Origin of the sequence: Rhodococcus sp. IEGM 1408, from assembly GCF_033142235.1 — a bacterium.
In the GTDB taxonomy this organism is placed as follows: Bacteria; Actinomycetota; Actinomycetes; order Mycobacteriales; family Mycobacteriaceae; genus Dietzia.
The window spans coordinates 311923-328673 of record NZ_JAWLRW010000003.1 but is presented as its reverse complement, the minus strand read 5'-3'; the positions used below and the strand labels follow the sequence as shown (position 1 = coordinate 328673).

18 protein-coding genes are annotated in these 16751 nt (G+C 70.8%); 8 read left to right on the top strand and 10 right to left on the bottom strand.

Translation table 11 applies throughout. The features are described 5' to 3' along the window. Positions 1-39: 39 nt before the first annotated feature. Together R4P08_RS06800 and R4P08_RS06795 are read right to left on the bottom strand one after the other, a co-directional pair. Positions 40-669, bottom strand: a complete 630-nt coding sequence (locus R4P08_RS06800; RefSeq protein WP_317813016.1) for a response regulator transcription factor — start codon at positions 667-669, stop codon at positions 40-42. Continuing rightward, positions 669-1886: a sensor histidine kinase gene (locus R4P08_RS06795; protein WP_317813015.1), complete on the bottom strand. Its 1218-nt coding sequence runs from the start codon at positions 1884-1886 to the stop codon at positions 669-671. The genes R4P08_RS06800 and R4P08_RS06795 overlap by 1 nt, the downstream gene beginning before the upstream one ends. Positions 1887-2041: 155 nt before the next feature. Between R4P08_RS06795 and R4P08_RS06790 the strand changes: the two genes are divergently transcribed. The 4 genes from R4P08_RS06790 to R4P08_RS06775 all read left to right on the top strand — a co-directional run bounded on the left by R4P08_RS06790 (position 2042) and on the right by R4P08_RS06775 (position 4681). Further along, positions 2042-3094 (top strand): FtsX-like permease family protein, encoded by a 1053-nt coding sequence (locus tag R4P08_RS06790; RefSeq protein WP_317813014.1) that lies wholly within the window; start codon positions 2042-2044, stop codon positions 3092-3094. An 86-nt stretch (positions 3095-3180) separates the two neighbouring features. Continuing rightward, the gene (locus R4P08_RS06785) at positions 3181-3921 is read left to right on the top strand and encodes an ABC transporter ATP-binding protein (protein WP_317813130.1); all 741 of its coding nucleotides are present in this window, start codon (positions 3181-3183) and stop codon (positions 3919-3921) included. Between the two features lie 157 nt (positions 3922-4078). Continuing rightward, a complete protein-coding gene (locus tag R4P08_RS06780; protein ID WP_317813013.1) occupies positions 4079-4201 on the top strand; it encodes a hypothetical protein in 123 nt (40 codons plus the stop codon). A 6-nt stretch (positions 4202-4207) separates the two neighbouring features. Then, the gene (locus R4P08_RS06775) at positions 4208-4681 is read left to right on the top strand and encodes a Fur family transcriptional regulator (RefSeq protein ID WP_317813012.1); all 474 of its coding nucleotides are present in this window, start codon (positions 4208-4210) and stop codon (positions 4679-4681) included. 4 nt (positions 4682-4685) lie between these two features. Here R4P08_RS06775 and R4P08_RS06770 read toward each other — a convergent pair whose 3' ends face one another. Genes R4P08_RS06770 through R4P08_RS06760 form a run of 3 tightly spaced genes read right to left on the bottom strand, consistent with a single transcriptional unit; the run spans position 4686 to position 7518 of the window. Next, positions 4686-5474, bottom strand: coding sequence for an ABC transporter ATP-binding protein (locus R4P08_RS06770; protein WP_317813011.1), 789 nt, complete (start codon positions 5472-5474; stop codon positions 4686-4688). Further along, entirely contained in the window at positions 5471-6469 is a 999-nt protein-coding gene (locus R4P08_RS06765) for an ABC transporter substrate-binding protein (RefSeq protein WP_317813010.1), read from the bottom strand. The genes R4P08_RS06770 and R4P08_RS06765 overlap by 4 nt, the downstream gene beginning before the upstream one ends. 56 nt (positions 6470-6525) lie before the next feature. After that, positions 6526-7518, bottom strand: coding sequence for an iron ABC transporter permease (locus R4P08_RS06760; protein WP_317813009.1), 993 nt, complete (start codon positions 7516-7518; stop codon positions 6526-6528). 328 nt (positions 7519-7846) lie between these two features. Between R4P08_RS06760 and R4P08_RS06755 the strand changes: the two genes are divergently transcribed. After that, the gene (locus R4P08_RS06755; RefSeq protein ID WP_317813129.1) at positions 7847-9043 is read left to right on the top strand and encodes an MFS transporter; all 1197 of its coding nucleotides are present in this window, start codon (positions 7847-7849) and stop codon (positions 9041-9043) included. Between the two features lie 18 nt (positions 9044-9061). On the opposite strand, the gene R4P08_RS06750 is transcribed toward R4P08_RS06755, so the two are convergent. Genes R4P08_RS06750 through R4P08_RS06740 form a run of 3 tightly spaced genes read right to left on the bottom strand, consistent with a single transcriptional unit; the run spans position 9062 to position 12506 of the window. Beyond that, a complete protein-coding gene (locus R4P08_RS06750) occupies positions 9062-9661 on the bottom strand; it encodes a TetR/AcrR family transcriptional regulator (protein WP_317813008.1) in 600 nt (199 codons plus the stop codon). Positions 9662-9665: 4 nt separating this feature from the next. Then, positions 9666-10946, bottom strand: a complete 1281-nt coding sequence (locus R4P08_RS06745; RefSeq protein ID WP_317813007.1) for a hypothetical protein — start codon at positions 10944-10946, stop codon at positions 9666-9668. 3 nt (positions 10947-10949) lie between these two features. Further along, positions 10950-12506: an FAD-dependent oxidoreductase gene (locus R4P08_RS06740; protein ID WP_317813006.1), complete on the bottom strand. Its 1557-nt coding sequence runs from the start codon at positions 12504-12506 to the stop codon at positions 10950-10952. Between the two features lie 96 nt (positions 12507-12602). On the opposite strand from R4P08_RS06740, the gene R4P08_RS06735 reads away from it, so the two are divergent. From R4P08_RS06735 to trpS, 3 genes are all read left to right on the top strand, one after another. Beyond that, on the top strand, positions 12603-13448 hold the full coding sequence (locus R4P08_RS06735; protein WP_317813005.1) for an exodeoxyribonuclease III: 846 nt from the start codon (positions 12603-12605) through the stop codon (positions 13446-13448). A 101-nt stretch (positions 13449-13549) separates the two neighbouring features. Continuing rightward, positions 13550-14008, top strand: a complete 459-nt coding sequence (locus tag R4P08_RS06730; protein ID WP_317813004.1) for a PPOX class F420-dependent oxidoreductase — start codon at positions 13550-13552, stop codon at positions 14006-14008. A gap of 92 nt (positions 14009-14100) precedes the next feature. Further along, positions 14101-15183 carry a tryptophan--tRNA ligase gene (gene trpS, locus R4P08_RS06725; RefSeq protein WP_317813003.1) on the top strand — a complete coding sequence of 361 codons (1083 nt, stop codon included), beginning with the start codon at positions 14101-14103 and terminating at the stop codon, positions 15181-15183. 151 nt (positions 15184-15334) lie between these two features. Here trpS and R4P08_RS06720 read toward each other — a convergent pair whose 3' ends face one another. Beyond that, entirely contained in the window at positions 15335-16357 is a 1023-nt protein-coding gene (locus R4P08_RS06720) for a ribonuclease HI family protein (protein WP_317813002.1), read from the bottom strand. Between the two features lie 105 nt (positions 16358-16462). Further along, positions 16463-16744 carry a hypothetical protein gene (locus R4P08_RS06715; protein ID WP_317813001.1) on the bottom strand — a complete coding sequence of 94 codons (282 nt, stop codon included), beginning with the start codon at positions 16742-16744 and terminating at the stop codon, positions 16463-16465. Positions 16745-16751: the final 7 nt, after the last annotated feature.

The following is a 16751-nucleotide window of genomic DNA, read 5'->3' as shown; positions in this document are numbered from 1 at the left end:
CGACCGGGCAGCGCTCGGTCGGGGCGACCGGTGGCGCTCTCACAGCACCCCGAGTTCGCGTGCCCTCGCCACGGCGGCGGTTCGAGAGGTGACGTCGAGTTTCTCGAAGACGTGCACGAGGTGTGTCTTGATCGTGGCCTCGGCCAGGTGCAGCGAGGCGGCGGCCTGCCGGTTGGTCGCCCCCTCGGCCACGGCTCGCAGGACGTCGACCTCTCGGTCGGTGAGCGTTGGTCGCGGGTCGCGCAGCCGGCTCATGAGCCTGGCTGCGACGGTGGGGGAGAGGGCGCTCTCGCCGGCGGCGGCGGCGTGGACGGCGCCCAGCAGTTCGTCGGGGCCGGCGTCCTTGAGCAGGTAGCCGCAGGCTCCGGCCGCGATGGCGCCGAGGATGTCCGCGTCCGTGTCGTGGCTGGTCAGTACGAGTACCTGGGGCGGTTCAGTGAGGTCGCGGAGTGTGGCGGTGGCCTGGACCCCGGCGGTGGCGTCCCCGGCGAACCGCAGGTCCATCAGCACCACGTCGATGTCGCCGATCCGGGCGCGTTCGACGGCGTCGCCGGTCGTCGCGACGTCAGCGATCACCTCGACCGTGGGATCGGAGGCCAACACCGCCCGCAGTCCTGTCCGTACCACCGCGTGATCGTCGGCGATCAGCACGCGCACCGTTGTGGTCATCAGGAGGCCTCCGCCTTCCGCGCCGGCAGCACCGCGCGCACCGCTGTCCCCCTGCCCGCCGCGGATTCCACCTCGAGCGTCCCACCCAGGTCGTCGACCCGCCGCGCCATCCCATCTAGTCCGAACGAGGCAGTGGTGCGCGGGGCGGTCACGGCGAAGCCGTGACCGTCGTCGGTGACGTCCAGTACCACCGCGGTGGGGGAGTCGGTGAGTGTGAGGGTGATCCGTTCCGGGGCGCCGTGCTTGATCGCGTTGGTCAGGGCCTCCTGCGCCACCCGCACCAGCACCGCCGCGTGGGCGGGGGGGGGTTCGGCGGCGCGGGTGCCGTCTAGGTGGAGCGCGACGCCGGGGTTCGCGGCGCCGCACCGCGTCGCGACGCGGTGCAGCGCCCCGGTCAGGGACACGCCGTCGAGCGGCGCCGGACGCAGTGCGGTGATGAGTCTGCGCGTCTCGGTGAGATTCTCGCCCGCCACCTGGCGGGCCAGACGGATCTGGTCGATCGCGGGGTGCGCGGGACCGGTGCGTTCTGCGGCGTGCAGGAGCATCCCGATACTCGACAGTCCCTGCGCGACGGTGTCGTGGATCTCGCCGGCCAGCCGCGCGCGCTCTGCTTCGCGGCCCACCTCCCGGGCGCGTGCGGCGAGCTCTGAGCGGGTGGCCACGAGCTCGGCGATCACCTCCCGCCGGGCCTGCGACTCGCGATGAAGTGCACGGACGCCAGCACCCAGGCCGAGAGCGACGAGCGCCCCCACCGCCGGCCCGACGATCCCGGCAGGGGTGAAGCCACCGTGTAATCCCAGGGCCGTTACGGCCACCGCGGCCAGCAACGCCACCGCGGCCGCGCCCGCCCACACACCGAGGAGGAACTGGGCCAGGAAGAACAGGGGGAACACCAGGTAGGCGGCCTCGGGTACCTGCACCACCAACCACGCCCACAGGCCTAGTACCGCCGCCAGCCAGCCGAGGCGGACCACACCTGCGGTCTCGCGACGGCGCGCCCAGATCGTTCCCGCCACATACACGCCCGCGAATCCGGCAGCGGCCAGCACGGCCGGTACGTCGGGCGCGCCCGACGTGCCGCGGTGCGCGCTGACCAGCGTGAGGACCAGCAACGCCGCCACCAGGGTGTGCAGCGAGACCTCGAGCTGCGCCAACACCACGCGCACCCCCGTCGACTCGGGCGGTAGCTCCGGGAGAGACGGGGGCGCGGTGGACACCCGGTCGACGCTAGTCGCCGGCGTTGCACTCGGCATCCATCGAACGATGGATGCACCCCTCCACCGTTCGTCGTCGGCGTGCCAACCTCGTGGCCGATTCGGGTGGCGACCGCGCGAACGAGGATTGAGGCACACCTTCGGGAAGGGAAAACCTCATGTTCTTCGCACTCCGCGACCTGCGCTCCGCCAGGTGGCGCTTCGTCCTGATCACCGGCGTGGTCCTGATGCTCTCCGTCCTGGTGGCGGGACTGCTCGGCCTGACCGCCGGGCTGGCCGACCAGAGCGTGTCCGCGCTCAGGGCGCTCGGCTCGGACGGCTCGGGCTTCGTCCTGCCCGCCGACGACAAGGGTCCCGTCGACCTCGACCGAGCGGCACTCACCGACGATCAGGTGGCCACCGTCCTCGCCGAGGACCCGTCGGCCGTGCCGGTGGGCCTGGCCCGGATCAACCTGGACAACGGCACCGAGACCGGCGTCTCCGCCGTCGCGGTGGGCCTGGCCGGTCCGGTGGGATCGGTGACCCCACCGGCCGCGGGAGAGGTACTGGTGACCACAGGCGTCGACGACGAGGTGGGCGCCGGCGCCAGCCAGCTCAGCGTCGGTGGGGGCACCCTGGCTGTCGCCGGACATGTCGGCGATCTCTGGCACTCGCACACCCCCGTCGTGGTGACCGACCTCGACACCTGGAGAGAACTCGCCCCCCGCGGTGGGGCGGCCACCACCATGGCGGTGCAGGCGGACCCGGTGTCGGATGCCGCCGTTGACGGTTCGGGACTCGCGCTGGTCGACTCCGACGGTCTGGTGGGTGCTCTGCCCTCGCACCGGGCCGAGAACTCCTCGCTCACCACCATGACCTACATGCTGCTCGCGGTCACCGCCCTGGTCGTCGGCGCGTTCTTCGCGGTGTGGGGGATGCAACGCCGCCGCGACGTGGCCGTGCTCAAGGCGCTCGGTGCGTCCACCGCCGCAGTCGTCCGCGACTCGGTCGGCCAGGCCGCGATCGTGTTGGCCGTGGGCATCGGTGGCGGGGTCGGGATCGCCGCACTGTTCGGTCTGGCCGTGGGCGGCGCCGTGCCGTTCGTCGTCTCGGCCGGGACCACGCTCGTGCCGGCCGCGCTGCTCGCCGTGCTCGGCCTCGCCGGCGCCGCCGTCTCGCTACGGCCCGTCGTGACCGCCGACCCGAACTCCGCACTCGGGGCCGCCCGATGAACCGCTCCGACGCCGTCAGCCGCACCACCTCGTCGTCGTCGACTCCCGCGATCTCGCACGCCGGCCACACCTCAAGGAGAACCGCCATGCCCCGCACCGCACTACTCGACGCCCCCGCGACCACCGCGCTCAGGATGGAGGACGTGGTCCTGACCTTCCCCGATGGTGATGGCCGGGTCACCGCCGTCGACCACGTCTCGCTCTCGATCGATCGCAGTCGCAGCCTCGCAGTGACAGGCCCCTCCGGATCGGGTAAGTCCAGCTTGCTCGCCGTCGCCGCCACGCTCGCCAGGCCGGAAGCCGGGCAGGTGTGGCTGGAGACCCGGGACGGAGTGGTGGACCTGGCCGCGGTGAACCCGCGGCGTGCGGCGGAACTGCGGCGAGACGAGATCGGCATCGTGTTCCAACAGTCCAACCTGATCGAGTCGCTCACCGCCCGCGAACAGCTCGAGGCAATGGCATGGTTGGGATCGCGGCCGTCACGGGCGCGGCGTCGCGATGCGCGCGAGCGGGCCGACGAGCTTCTCGGCGTGGTGGGTCTCGCCGCGGCGGCCGATCGGTCGGTCGGGGCACTGTCCGGCGGGCAGCGGCAGCGGGTGGCCGTGGCGCGGGCGCTGATGACCGAGCCTTCGGTGCTGCTCGCCGACGAGCCCACCAGTGCGCTCGACTCAGAGTCCGGTCAGGTTGTCATGGATCTCCTCCTGAGCACCGCGCGCGAGTTCGAGGTGGCGCTGATGCTGGTCACGCACGACGCCACGATGGCGACCCGATGTGATGCGCAGATCCATCTGGTCGACGGCGCGGTGACGAAAGCGACAGGACGGTGAAGTGTTGGAAATCAGTGGTGAACCCGGAGGGACTTCCGGATGTCGGGCGGGGAATCCCGGGCGACGAGAACCCGAGAACTCGACGGTGGGCACTGGTAGTTTGACCTCGACCTTCGGCCACTGGCTCGGTGTCCGACAGCCCATGTAGGGGGCGCGAGTGTTCATCGATATGCACGAGCAGGAACGGCTCATGATCAACGCCGCGACGTTCTCCCCGTCGCTGATGGACGCTCAGCTCGTCGCCGAGCACGTGAGCGGCCATTTCCACAGTCACGACTGATCGGCGATGACCGGCCGACACGAAGCGCATCACGTCGACGATCCCGTCGGCGTGGTGAGTCAGGCACTCGCGACGCTCCGGAACCGGGGCGAGCGGGTCACCCGCGCACGACTACGCCTCCTCCACATACTCGCCGAGCGACACGACCACCTCACGGCAGAGGAGCTCGCCAGCCTCCTCCACGGGGAGGGCATACATCGGGCGACGGTCTACCGCACGCTCGAACTGCTCGTCGGGGCCGGCACGGTGACGCACCGTCAGCTGCCCGGCGGCGCCACGGCGTACCACATCGCCACCTCGAATCACCTGCACGGACACTGCGTCTCGTGTGGTGGGGTCGTGGCGTTACCCGTCGACACACTCGACCCGGTCGTGGAACGCCTGCGGGTGGGTCAGGGCTTCGAGGTGGACCCCAACCGCAGCTCGTTGGTCGGCACCTGCCGGGACTGCCGGGACCCGGTCGGGGGAGGGCCCGGCTGACGCATCAGACAGGATCGAGGACGGCGGGGCGCGCCCCCCGGCTGAACAGCAGCTGCGGCGTGCCGTCGACCGCCCGGATGTCCTCGGCCTCGATCCCGTAGACCGCTTCCACCCGGTCGGCGGCGAGCACCTCGTCCGGGGCGCCGACCGCCTGCACGGCGCCGTCGTCGAGCATCACCAGCGAGTCGCAGTACCGCGCGGCGAGGTTCAGATCGTGCAGGACCACCACGGCGGTGACCCCGAGGTCCCGGACGAGCTGCAGGAGCTGGTGCTGGAACCGGATGTCGAGGTGGTTGGTCGGTTCGTCGAGGAGCAGGCACCGCGCCTCCTGGGTCAGGGCCCGGGCCAGAAGGACGCGTTGCCGCTCACCCCCCGAGATCTCTTCGTAGCCCCGAGCCGCCAGATGGAGGGCTCCGACGCGGTCGAGGGCTCGAGCGGCGAGCTGCTCGTCCTGTCTCGTCCTCCGACCGAATGTGCCGAGGTGGGGGATCCGGCCCATCAGCACGACGTCCGCGACCGTGTGGACGAGGTCGCTGATCGGCTCCTGGACCACCACGGCGACGCGGCGTGCCAGGTGTCGCGCGGGGATCGTCCGGACCTCCCGCCCGTCCAGTGACACCGAACCGGTGTCCGGGACGAGTGAGCCGTAGAGAGTACGCAGGAGGGTGGTCTTCCCGCTCCCGTTCGGTCCGACGAGCCCGAGGACCTGCCCCTCGGGAACCGTGAACGACACATCGCGCAGCACGGTCGAATCGCCATAGGCGTGCGAGACACCGGAGACCTCGAGCGTCATCTGATTCCCCCCTCGAGCCGGGCACTGATCTTCTCGAGCCCCGCCACCGTCAACGGCGACGCCGGTTCGGTGAAGTTGAACAGCTGCGTGATCACCCGGCCCTCGGCCACGGCATCGATGGTCTGCGCGCCCGGGAGGGACGTCACCGCCCTCTCGACGCCGTCGTCGGGCCCCTGGTGCAGCAGGATCAGCACGTCGGGATCTGCGGAGATGAGCTGCTCGAACTGGACCTCGAACACCCGCTCGTCGTTCGCCGCGAAGACGTTGTCCAGCCCGGCGGCCTCGAGTTGGGGTTGGGCCATGCTGCCGCTGCCGTAGGCGTAGAGCGGCCCACCACCGGTGGACGGATAGAGAACTGCCGCGGTTCTCCTGTCCCGCCCGGCGGTGCGCGCCCTGACCGCGTCCACCCGGGAGCGGAGGTCGTCCACCAGGGCGGCCGATTCCCCGCGCCGGTCGAAGACCTGACCGTAGCGGTCGATCTCGGCGTAGAGCGTGTCGAACGACGCCTCCACGGTGTCGCCCGGGCAGAGCAGTTCCTGGACCATGACCGTGGCGCCGGCGCCGGCCAACGTCTCGCGGGAGATGCCGTCGAGCTGGCCCAGAACGAGGTCCGGGGTCTGAGCGATGATCTGCTCCTGCGAGATCACCACGTGGCCCGATGCGTCGACGTCGTCGGAGAGCGCCGGCACCCGCGAGACGGCGCCGGCGAGCTGGTCGTCGTAGTACTCCAGCGGAAACGACCCGGCGCGGGCGCTCACCCGGTCGAACACCCCGATGCCGTCCAGGATCGTGACCGGGGCGCTCTCGAGCAGCATGACCCGCTCGGGGGGTGCGTCGAAACGGATCTCGGTACCGCAGTTGTCCACGACCACCGGGAAGCCGTCAGGCACGCCACCGACCGCCCCGGAACCGGGAGCTGTGGTGCACCCGGGGAGCATGGCGATCGCGAGGGCCGGGGCAGCGATCCGGAGGGTTCTGCGGGACGGGTGGCTCACTGGCGGGGGCCTCTCGAGATCGGCGTCGGGCGGTGCTCCGGGGGCGGGGTCATCGGCTAAGAGGGTCGGGTGGTGGCTCGCCGGACGAGCATCACCAGGAACGGAGCGCCCACGAGCGCGGTCAGGATGCCTATCGGGAGCTCCCGGGGCTGCATCAGGATGCGGCCGACCGCGTCTGCCCAGATGAGCAGAGCTGCGCCGAGCAGCGCGGTGACGGGGAGAAGTCTGGAATGGGCTGCCCCGACCATGCGTCTGGCGAGGTGGGGGACGACCAATCCGACGAACCCGATCGCCCCGGCGGCGGCCACGGACACCCCGGTGCACAGCGAGACAGCCAGCAGCAGGTGGATTCGCGTGCGGTCGGGGCGGACGCCGAGCGCCAGAGCGGTCTCGTCGCCCATGGCCAGGGCGTCGAGGCGAGGTGACGAGAGCACGAAGAAGGCCCCGCTGGCGAGAGTCACCAACAGGACCAGGGCGAGGAGTGGGCCCCAGCGGGCGAGTGCGAGTGACCCGAGCATCCAGAACATCACCGAACGAGAGCCCTCGGGATCGTCCGAGGCGAAGACCAGGAAACTCGTCGCGGCGGAGAGGGCGTACCCGACGGCGATACCGGCCAGCAGCAAGCGCACCGACGTGACCCGGCCATTGGAGCGGGCGAGCGCGAAAACGAGCAGTGATGCCGCCAGTGCCCCGATGAACGCACTGACCGGGAGCGCGTACTGCCCGGCCCCGGTGGCGAAGCCGAAGAGGATGGATCCGGCGGCCCCGGTCGAGGCTCCCGACGAGATCCCCAGGACGTACGGCTCGGCGAGGACATTCCGGACCATCGCCTGGAGCGCGACCCCGCTGATCGCCAGCGCCGCGCCGACAGCCGCGGCGAGTAGCACACGCGGCGCCCGCACCTCCCAGATGATCGCCTCTTCGGCCGGTGTCCAACCCGGGGTGACCGGAAGACCGAGGTGGAAACCGACCACCGGGACGACGGTGTCCGAGGTGACCCCCGAGGGCCCCAGGCCGAGACACAGGATCGCACTGGCCACCACGACCATGAGTAACGCCCAGGTCCACCCGAGGGCCCGGCGGCGAGGCGATGCGTCGAGGCGTGTGAGAGCCGGTCCCGCTGGACTTCTGCGAAGCAGTCCGGCTCCCACGGCAACCTCCGGAACTGGGCGGCGGCCCGGCGTCCTGCGACAATGTTGCACCTAGGCTAACAGCGCTGAACCAGTAGCGGATCGCCCGCCACTTGATGGTCTATCCGCCCCCGCTCGCCAGGCCTTGTCGTCGTCCGGGCCGCCCCCGGTCCGGTGGCGGGCGTAGCCTGCTCCGGTGACCAGCGCTCCCAGACCATCCACCGCGCCCACCGCACGCCGCGTCCAGATGGCCCTCCTCGCCCTGGCGCTCGGCGGGTTCGGCATCGGCGTCACCGAGTTCGCGGCGATGGGTCTCCTGAGGTCGATCGCCGATGACTTCGGGCTCACCGAACCGCAGGCGGGACACGTGATCACCGCCTACGCCCTCGGCGTGGTGGTGGGAGCCCCGCTGCTGACCATCTGGACCTCCCGCTGGCGGCGACGCACCCTGTTGCTGGTGCTCATGACGCTGTTCACGGTCGGGAACGCGGCCGCGGCCTTCTCGCCCACCGCGGAGATCCTGATCGCGGCGCGATTCGTCGCCGGCATCCCGCACGGGGCCTACTTCGGGGTGGCCTCGCTGGTGGCGGCCTCCCTCGTCGGCCCGGGGAAGCAGGCGCGGGCGGTGTCCCTGGTCCTGCTGGGGCTCTCGGTGGCCACCGTGATCGGCGTCCCGGCGGCCACCTGGCTGGGTGAGGCCGTGGGTTGGGAGGCGGCGTTCCTCGCGGTGGGGGTGATCGGCGCGCTGACCGTGGCCGCGATCCTCGTCGTCGTCCCCGAACCGCCCGGTGGTGAGCCCGTCCGCGCCCGCGAGGAGTTGGCCGCATTGGCCCGCCCGCAGATCCTCGCCACCCTCGCGGTGGGCTGCGTGGGCTTCGGCGGGATGTTCGCGGTCTACACCTACATCCAGTGGACGATGGTCGACGTCGCCGGGATCGACCGGGGCTGGATGCCCGCGGTCCTGGCCGTCTACGGGCTCGGGATGGTCGCCGGCAACCTGCTGGGCGGCGTGGTCGCGGACCGGGACCTCGACCGCGGGCTGGTCGCGATCGCCTCGATCATGACCGTCGTGCTGGCGCTGTTCGCGGTGGCCGCGCACCATCCGGTCACGGCGCTCGTGGGGTTGTTCCTCGTGGGGACGACGGGGTCCGCGCTGGTGCCCGGGCTCCAGACCCGCCTGATGAAGTACGCCGGTCGCGGGCAGACGCTGGCGGCCGCGCTCAACCACTCGGCGCTCAACGCCGCGAATGCGCTGGGGGCGTGGCTCGGCGGGATGGTGATCGCCCTCGGGTTCGGTTACACGTCGCCGGCGCTCGCGGGTGCGGCCCTGGCGGCGGCCGGACTGGTGATCCTGGTGGGCGCGGTGTGGACGGCTCGTCGGTCGGCGGACCGGGGCGAGCTCAGGACGGGCGACAACAGGACGGGTGAGCTCAGGGCCGGGTGAACTCAGGGCCGGGTGACCTCAGGACGGGGTGAGCGCGGGGACGAGCCACCGCTCCAGGAGGGCGCGGACCTCGGCCTCCGGCCGCGGGATCTCGGTGGACGAGTCCAGCAGGGAGATGAGCAACCGCATGATCATCTCGGCAAGACCGTCCAGGTCGGCGTCGGTGACCCCGGCGTCGGCCCACTCCACGGGGAACCGGCGCAGCATCGCCGAGCCGTACTCGAGCATCAGCGGCGAGGTGGCGGCCCGGCTGAAGGTGGCGGTGTCGCCGAGTTGGAGCAGCAGGCTCAGTCGGGGGTCGTTCGGCACGGTGTGCAGGCAGAACAGGACGCCCTCGACCACGGCCTCGGCGGGGGACCGGCTGCCGCCCAGGTGCGAGACCAGTCGGTCGACAAAGTCCTCGGCCCCCCGGGCCGCCACCGCGCTCACGATCTCGCTGACGTTGCCGAGGTGCCGGTACACCGTCTGCCGCGTCACCCCGAGTTCGGCGGCGACGTCCGAGAGCGTCGTCTTGGCGACCCCGTGTCGATCGATGAGTCCGGCGGTGGCGTCGATGATGCGCTGACGCGCCTCCTCCTCGTCCGCCGGGGGCCGCCCGCCCCACCCGTGTCTGGCCATGGGGTCAGGGTGTCACATCGGCCTGGCGCGTCTGCGGGCCCTCGGTGCTGGTGGGAGACCCGCCGGAACCGGTGGGTGCGGCGACCGTGCCGCCTGGTGCCCGGCCCGGTGACTGTCCCGGAGACTGGCCCTGTGCGCGGGACCGAGTGCGGGTCGCCAGGGTGGCCGCGATGACGAACCATGTCGCGGCAGCAAAGCAGGCGAGCGCGTACCAACCGTTGCCGATCGGGGTGCCGTCGGCGGTGACCCCGTCGGTCGCGCCCAGGAACGCCGGGAGCGCCGCGATCCAGAACAGCGCGTGCACGACCACGTAGACGGCGGGATACACGCGGACGAACGCGGGCGAGGCGAACGGCTCCGCCGAGCCCCGCCACGTCCGGCGCGTGCCGTCGGCCAGCAACCACAGGCCCACCAGCCACAGGATGCCCAGGAATGTCCAGAGGATGACCAACTGGAGGGTCCCGGCCCCCTCTGCGTCGACGCCCACCCTGGTGGGCGCGGCGAGGATCACCATGAGGACAGGGGTGAGCACGCCGGCGAGCACCGTGCGCCAGGCGATCGAACCGCCGCCCAGGTGCGCGGCATCGCCCAGGGGAGTGGCGTCGCGCGGGGGCGCCGCCGAGCGCCGTTTCCCACCCAGGAGCTTCACGACCAGCCACACCATGACACCGAACGAGACCGAGGCGAACACCCACATGCTGTTCATCGGCACGGAGGCGAACATCGGCTGGTTGATCATGTTCTCCGGGTTCCACGCCCACCACTTGAGCTGCGGACCGAGCTGGTCAAAGATCTCGTAGAACACCTGGCTGGCGAACGCGGTGGCGATCGCGCCGATCGCGGCACCGCGGCGCTCGAAGATCCCCAGCGCCCGGACGAGCTCGTAGGTGATCTGCGAGATCACCGCGTAGAACGCCACGATGTACAGCGGCAACCGGTCGAACATGAACTGCACCGTGAAGACGTTGTGGGAGAAGATGAAGCCCACGTAGTCCTGCAGCCCGAACCACTCGGGGAAGTAGAGCGGCGGTTCGATGACGGCGAGGTAGATCAACGAGGCGAACCACAGGCCGAGGTTGATGGGGTCGCCGTCGCGCCGCCAGCGCCGCCACGCGTGGACCAGGGCGAAGATCGCCCCGGCGATGATCAGGACCTCGAGAAGGGGCATGGTCCAGTGTTCGAGCCCCAACGGCGAGCGCACCGCCGCGACGGGGTCGGCGTCGTCGCAGGCGAAGCCGAGGAAGTCCGCGACCTGCCGCGCGTCGGGTCCACAGGAGTAGGCCATGGGTCAGTCCTGCTTCCGGCTGGTGGGTGCCTGACCGGCCGGTGCCTGATCGGTCAGGGTCGGGGAGGCGGCCGCGGCCAGCTCGACCGGGTGCGACGGGTCGGTGTAGTCGGTGCCCGGCGGGTCGAGCCGGATGTCGAAACCGGCGGGGACGACCGTGCGTCCGAGGAGTTCGCGCACCCTGTGCCGGGCCAGCCCGAACAGGAACCGCGGGTCGGTCATCATGTCCCGCAGCGACTTGTCCATGTTGAACACCGCCGTGAACGTCCGCTCCACGTGATCGTCCTCGCGGGCGGCCGCGGTGATGGCGTTGAACACCGGCCAGGACACCCGGGCCATGATCTTGCGGCGCCACGCCGGGGCGACCTCGGTTCCCTCGGCGATGTCGTACCCCTGGTCGCGGGCCATGGCGAGCATCCACGGCACCTCCAGCGAGACCCGCTGCCGGTCGAGGAAGTCGCGGACGAACCCGGTGTCCAGGTGGCGGTGCTCGGACAGGACCTCTGCCAGGACGACGGCAGAGCTGGCGGCCGAGCTCATGCCCTGGGCGTAGAACGGGTTGAACGCGCAGATGGCGTCGCCGATCGAGACCAGCCCGAGCGGCGGGTGCCCGAGTTCGTCATAGCGTCGCCACTTGTTGCCCGTCGCCCGGGTGAGGTGGACCTCGGAGAGCGGGGTACTCGCGCGCATGGCGGCGGCGAACGACGGGGCGCGCAGCTTCTCGGCGGCGGCCTCGAACGCCTCCGGATTGCGCGGCATCTCCAGGCCCCAGGAGCCCATGCACGCGATCGCGCGGTCGCCGTCGATGGGGAAGAAGTTGGAGAGGTACTCGTGCTCGTCGGGGTGCGGCCCGGGGTCCTGCGTCGGGGTGAGCACCAGGTGCTTCCACCACCACGACGGTGGTCGCTGCTCGGACTCGGGCAACCGGTACCAGCGGGAGGTGTAGGTGACCTTGGCGTCGAGGGTCTTCTCTGGGGCGGTGGACCACCCGGCGGCCACGAGCCAGTCCCGGACCGAGGAGCCCCGGCCCAGTGCGTCGACGACGAGGTCGGCGTCGAGAGTCCGCGTGTCACCGGCGGAATCCCGGTACTCGACGCCCCTGACCCGGCCGTTCACGGTGCCACCGCTGGTCGAGTCGAGCCCTGAGACGGTCACGCCCTCGCGGATCTCCACATTCGACAGCTCGCGGACCTTGTCCCGCAGGACGCGTTCCATCAGCACGCGGGAGGAGTAGATCATCGTCATGGTGCTGGACTTGCGCGGCCCCCAGCCGTCCTTCTCGCCGTAGGCGGCCTCCATCGAGGGCATGAGCAGCATCCCGCCGGCCTCGAGGAGCGACTCCTCGAAACCGGGGAAGATCGCGCCCATCGCGCGGCGCCCGGCGTTGAGGACGAAGTGCGGGTGCTTGCTCTGCGGGACGCCGCGCCGGTGCTGCGCGCCGGGCGGCAGCTCGTCGCGCTCGAGGACGATCACGCGCTCGAAGTGCGGGGCGAGAACGCCGGCCGAGCACAGGCCCGCCACGCTCCCGCCGAGGACGACTGCTGTGGCTCCGTGGGTCACGGGGTTCCCTTCATTCATACAATGATCGTCCTAATGTATGAATGTATGGCCGGTGTGTCAATGGTCACGTCGGAGACGGTCGGTAGCCTGAACGGCGTGAGCCTCACCGTCAGCACCGTCAACGTCAACGGGATCCGCGCCGCCGTCAAGGAGCGCTCGGAGACCAACCTCGGATTCCTGCCCTGGCTGGAGAGCAGCGGAGCAGACGTGGTCGCGCTCCAGGAGGTGCGCGCCGACGAGGATCAGGCCCGCAAGGCCCTCGCCCCCGCGCTCGACGCCGGATGGCACCTCATCGGTTCGGCCTCCTCGCTCAAGGGTCGGGCCGGGGTCGCGATCCTGTCCAGGCAGGAGCCGTCGGAGGTGCGCATCGGCCACGGTGATCCCGAGTTCGCCGAGTCCGGCCGCTACATCGAGGCGACCTACCCCGGCGCGATCGACGGCGAGACCGTCACCGTCGCCAGCCTCTACCTGCCCTCCGGGACGGCCCAGACGCCCAAGCAGGACGAGAAGGACCGCTTCATGGCGAGCTTCCGCGAGCACCTGGCCGAGCGGGCGGAGAGCGTCGGCGCCCGGGACGGCCACGAGATGATCGTCTGCGGAGACTGGAACATCGCTCACCACGAGGTGGACCTCAAGAACCACAAGGGCAACCACAAGAGCTCGGGCTTCCTACCCCACGAGCGCGAGTGGATGACCGGGATCTTTGCCGACGGCAGCGGCTGGACGGACATCGTCCGCCACCGCCGCCCCGACGAGGTCGGTCCCTACTCGTGGTGGTCCATGCGCGGGAAGGCGTTCGACACCGACGCGGGCTGGCGCATCGACCTCCAGGTGGTCTCGGACGGGCTTGTCGATCGCGCTGTCGCGGACCGGGTGGACCGGGCGAGTGCCTGGGACATGCGCTGGTCGGACCACGCACCGGTGACCGTCGTCTACGAGTGACGACGTCTGTCCGCGAGTGACGACGACGACGAGGCCGTACGCCTCGGGCGGGCCCGCGTTCGCGGATGCCGCCCGACGGGCGGGTCCGTAACCTCGGCATCATGACCAAGTATGCGACCGCCGAACGACCCGATCGAGCCGGGCTCGACGATTTCCTGCGCTCCCGCCACCGCGCCGTGCTGATCACCCGTCGGTCGTCGGGCGAGCTGCAGAGCTCGCCGGTGACCTGCGGGCTCGATGCCGAGGGGCGCCTCACCGTGGCCACCTATCCGCAGCGCGCGAAGGTGGCCAACATCCGCCGCGACCCCGCCGTGAGCGTGTGCGTTCTCTCCGACGACTTCAACGGCCCGTACGTGCACCTGGACGGCACCGCGGAGATCGTGGACCTGCCCGAGGCGGTCGAGCCGCTGGTCGACTACTTCCGCAGCATCGCCGGTGAGCACAGCGACTGGGACGAGTACCGCGCGGCGATGGTCAAGCAGGGCAAGTGCCTCATCCGGGTGCGGATCGACGGGTGGGGCCCGGTCGCCACCGGCGGCTTCCCGCCGGAAAAGGAGTAGCCCGCCGGCAGTTGAGGGCGTGAGCAGTAGCCCGCCGGCAACGGTTGAGGGCATCAGCAATAGCTGGTCGGCGCCGTGGGATGATGGATGCCATGTCTGAGCAGTCCTCCTCCGCAGCTCCCACGCCCGAGTCCGGGCCGGCCGGGGCGCAGGCCCCCGCCAAGCGCCAGCGTGTCCTTTCGGGCATCCAGCCCACCGCCGATTCGTACCATCTCGGCAACTACCTGGGCGCCGTGCGGCAGTGGGTGGACCTGCAGGACGACTACGACGCCTACTACTTCATCCCCGACCTGCACGCGATCACCGTGATGCAGGACCCCAAGGAGCTGCGCGAGCGGGTCTTCCGCGGCTGCGCGCAGTTGCTCGCCCTGGGCGTCGATCCGGCCCGCTCGGTGCTCTTCGTGCAGTCGCACGTCCCCGAGCACGCCGAGCTGGCCTGGGTGCTGGGCTGCATCACCGGGTTCGGCGAGGCCGCGCGGATGACCCAGTTCAAGGACAAGTCCGCCAAGCAGGGCACCGAGGGCACCACGGTGGGCCTGTTCACCTACCCGGTGCTCATGGCCGCCGACATCTTGCTCTACCGCCCGCACCTGGTGCCGGTGGGCGAGGACCAGCGCCAGCACCTCGAGCTCACGCGCGACCTGGCGATGCGGTTCAACTCGCGCTTCAAGAAGACCTTCGTGGTGCCCGAGGGCAAGATCCTCGAGGGCTCGGCCAAGATCTACGACCTGCAGGATCCCACGTCCAAGATGAGTAAGTCCGGCGTCAACCCCAAGGGCGTCGTCAACCTGCTCGACGACCCGAAGGTCTCCGCGAAGCGCATTCGCAGCGCCGTGACGGACTCCGACGGCGACATCCGCTTCGACCGCGAGATGAAGCCGGGCGTCTCCAACCTGCTCACGGTCCAGTCGGCGTTCAGCGGGCGTCCGGTCGCCGACATCGTGGCCGACTACCAGTCCGCGGGTGCGGGGTACGGCGCCCTCAAGTCCGACACCGCCGACGCGCTCGAGGCGTTCGTGACCCCGCTGCGGGGTCGGTTCGACGAGTACATGTCCGACCGGGGCGAGCTCGAGCGGATCCTCGCCGACGGCGCCGAGCGCGCCCGGGCGGTGGCGGGGCCGGTCCTCTCGCAGGTGTACACCGCGGTCGGGTTCACCGCGCCCCGCCGCGGCTGACGCCACCCGGCCAGCGCTAGTCGGTAGGCGGATACAAGTCCCCGTTGGCGGACATCGCCGGTCGGTTGGCGGACTCAAAGTGCGATTCTGAGGCCCGGATTGAACCTGCTGCCCGCCAACCTGCACGAGGTGTCCGCCAACCGGCAGGGGCTCAGGCTTCGCGGGTGCCCTGCTGGTAGACCTGCTTCCAGTCCGAGCCCGTCCGCTGCCAGATTGAACTGCGGAGCGAGGACACCCCGTCCGAGCCGGATGCCCGCCACAACACCAGCACCACGTCGTCGCCGAGGCGCCGCGTCTCCAGCACCTCGAGGTCCACGTCCTCGAGCGAGCTGCCCCCCATAGAGCCGCCCGCGTCTCCGAGTTCGCGACGCGTCTGCACCCGGCCCGCGCTGTCGACCTGCCGCCACCGCACGTCCAGCAGGCGGGTGAGCTTCTTGCGGTCCCCGCGCACGGCGTCGGTGAGGAGGGACCGCTCGAGGTCGACGACGAGGTCCTCGATCGCGTGGCCGGCGGGTGCGGCCGCGGGCCCGGAGTCCGCGGGACGGGCAGAGGAGTGCGCGTCCACCGAGAACAGGTCGGGCTCGTCGGCGGTGCCAGAACTCGTCGTCGTCGTCGTCGTCGTCGTCGCCGTCGCCGTCGACTTTCGCACGTCGCCTTCTCCGCCGGCGGGGGGCGGGACGAACGGATCGTCACCGGCACCGACCGAGCGGGCACCCGGGAAACCGGGGCCGGCCTTGGGTTCCTTCCGCGCCGCGTGCGCCTTGGCGGCGCCGTTGGCCAGGACGTCGGCCTTCTCGTTGAGCTCGTGACCGGCGTGGCCCTTGACCCACTCGAAGGTGACCTGGCGCCCGCGCATCGCCTCGTCCAGGGCCTTCATCACCTCGACGTTCAGCACGGGCTTGCCGTCGGCCTTCTTCCAGCCCTTTCGCTTCCAGCCGGCCATCCACTTGGTCACCGAATTGATGACGTACTGCGAGTCGCACAAGACGTGGAGCGGCTCATCAGAGTGCGCGGTCTGGCGCAGCAGGTCCAGGACGGCCGCCAGTTCGCCCTGGTTGTTGGTGCCACGTGACCAGCCGCCGCAACGCCACCGCTCGTCGTCGATGTACCAGGCCCAGCCGGCTGGTCCAGGGTTCCCGAGTGCGGAGCCGTCCGCGGCGGCGATGATCGTCACGGGTAGCGATCCTGCCACCGTGACGACCGCCACCGCCCACCGGACCCGCGCCGTGGCGGCGGGGGATCGGTGGGCGGTGGCCGGTGGGCGGCAGCCGGTCGGCGGCTATCCGTTCAACTCGTCCGGCTCGATGCGGTCTGGCTCGGTAGCGTCTGACTCGATGCCGTCGATGCTGTCGAGGTCGTTCTCGGGGGAGCGCCTGGCTTCGTCGAGCCTGGCGGCCTTGGCGGCCTCCCGCATCTCGATGCCGTCGGTGACAAAGTCCCCGACCTCCTTGGCGATGGAGCCGATCGCGTCGGTGATGATCATGGTGACGCGGCCGACCAGGGAGGCGCCCGCCTGGACGCTCGCCTGGACCTGGTCCTTGTTCCGCTCGAAGTCGCTCATCGGGCTG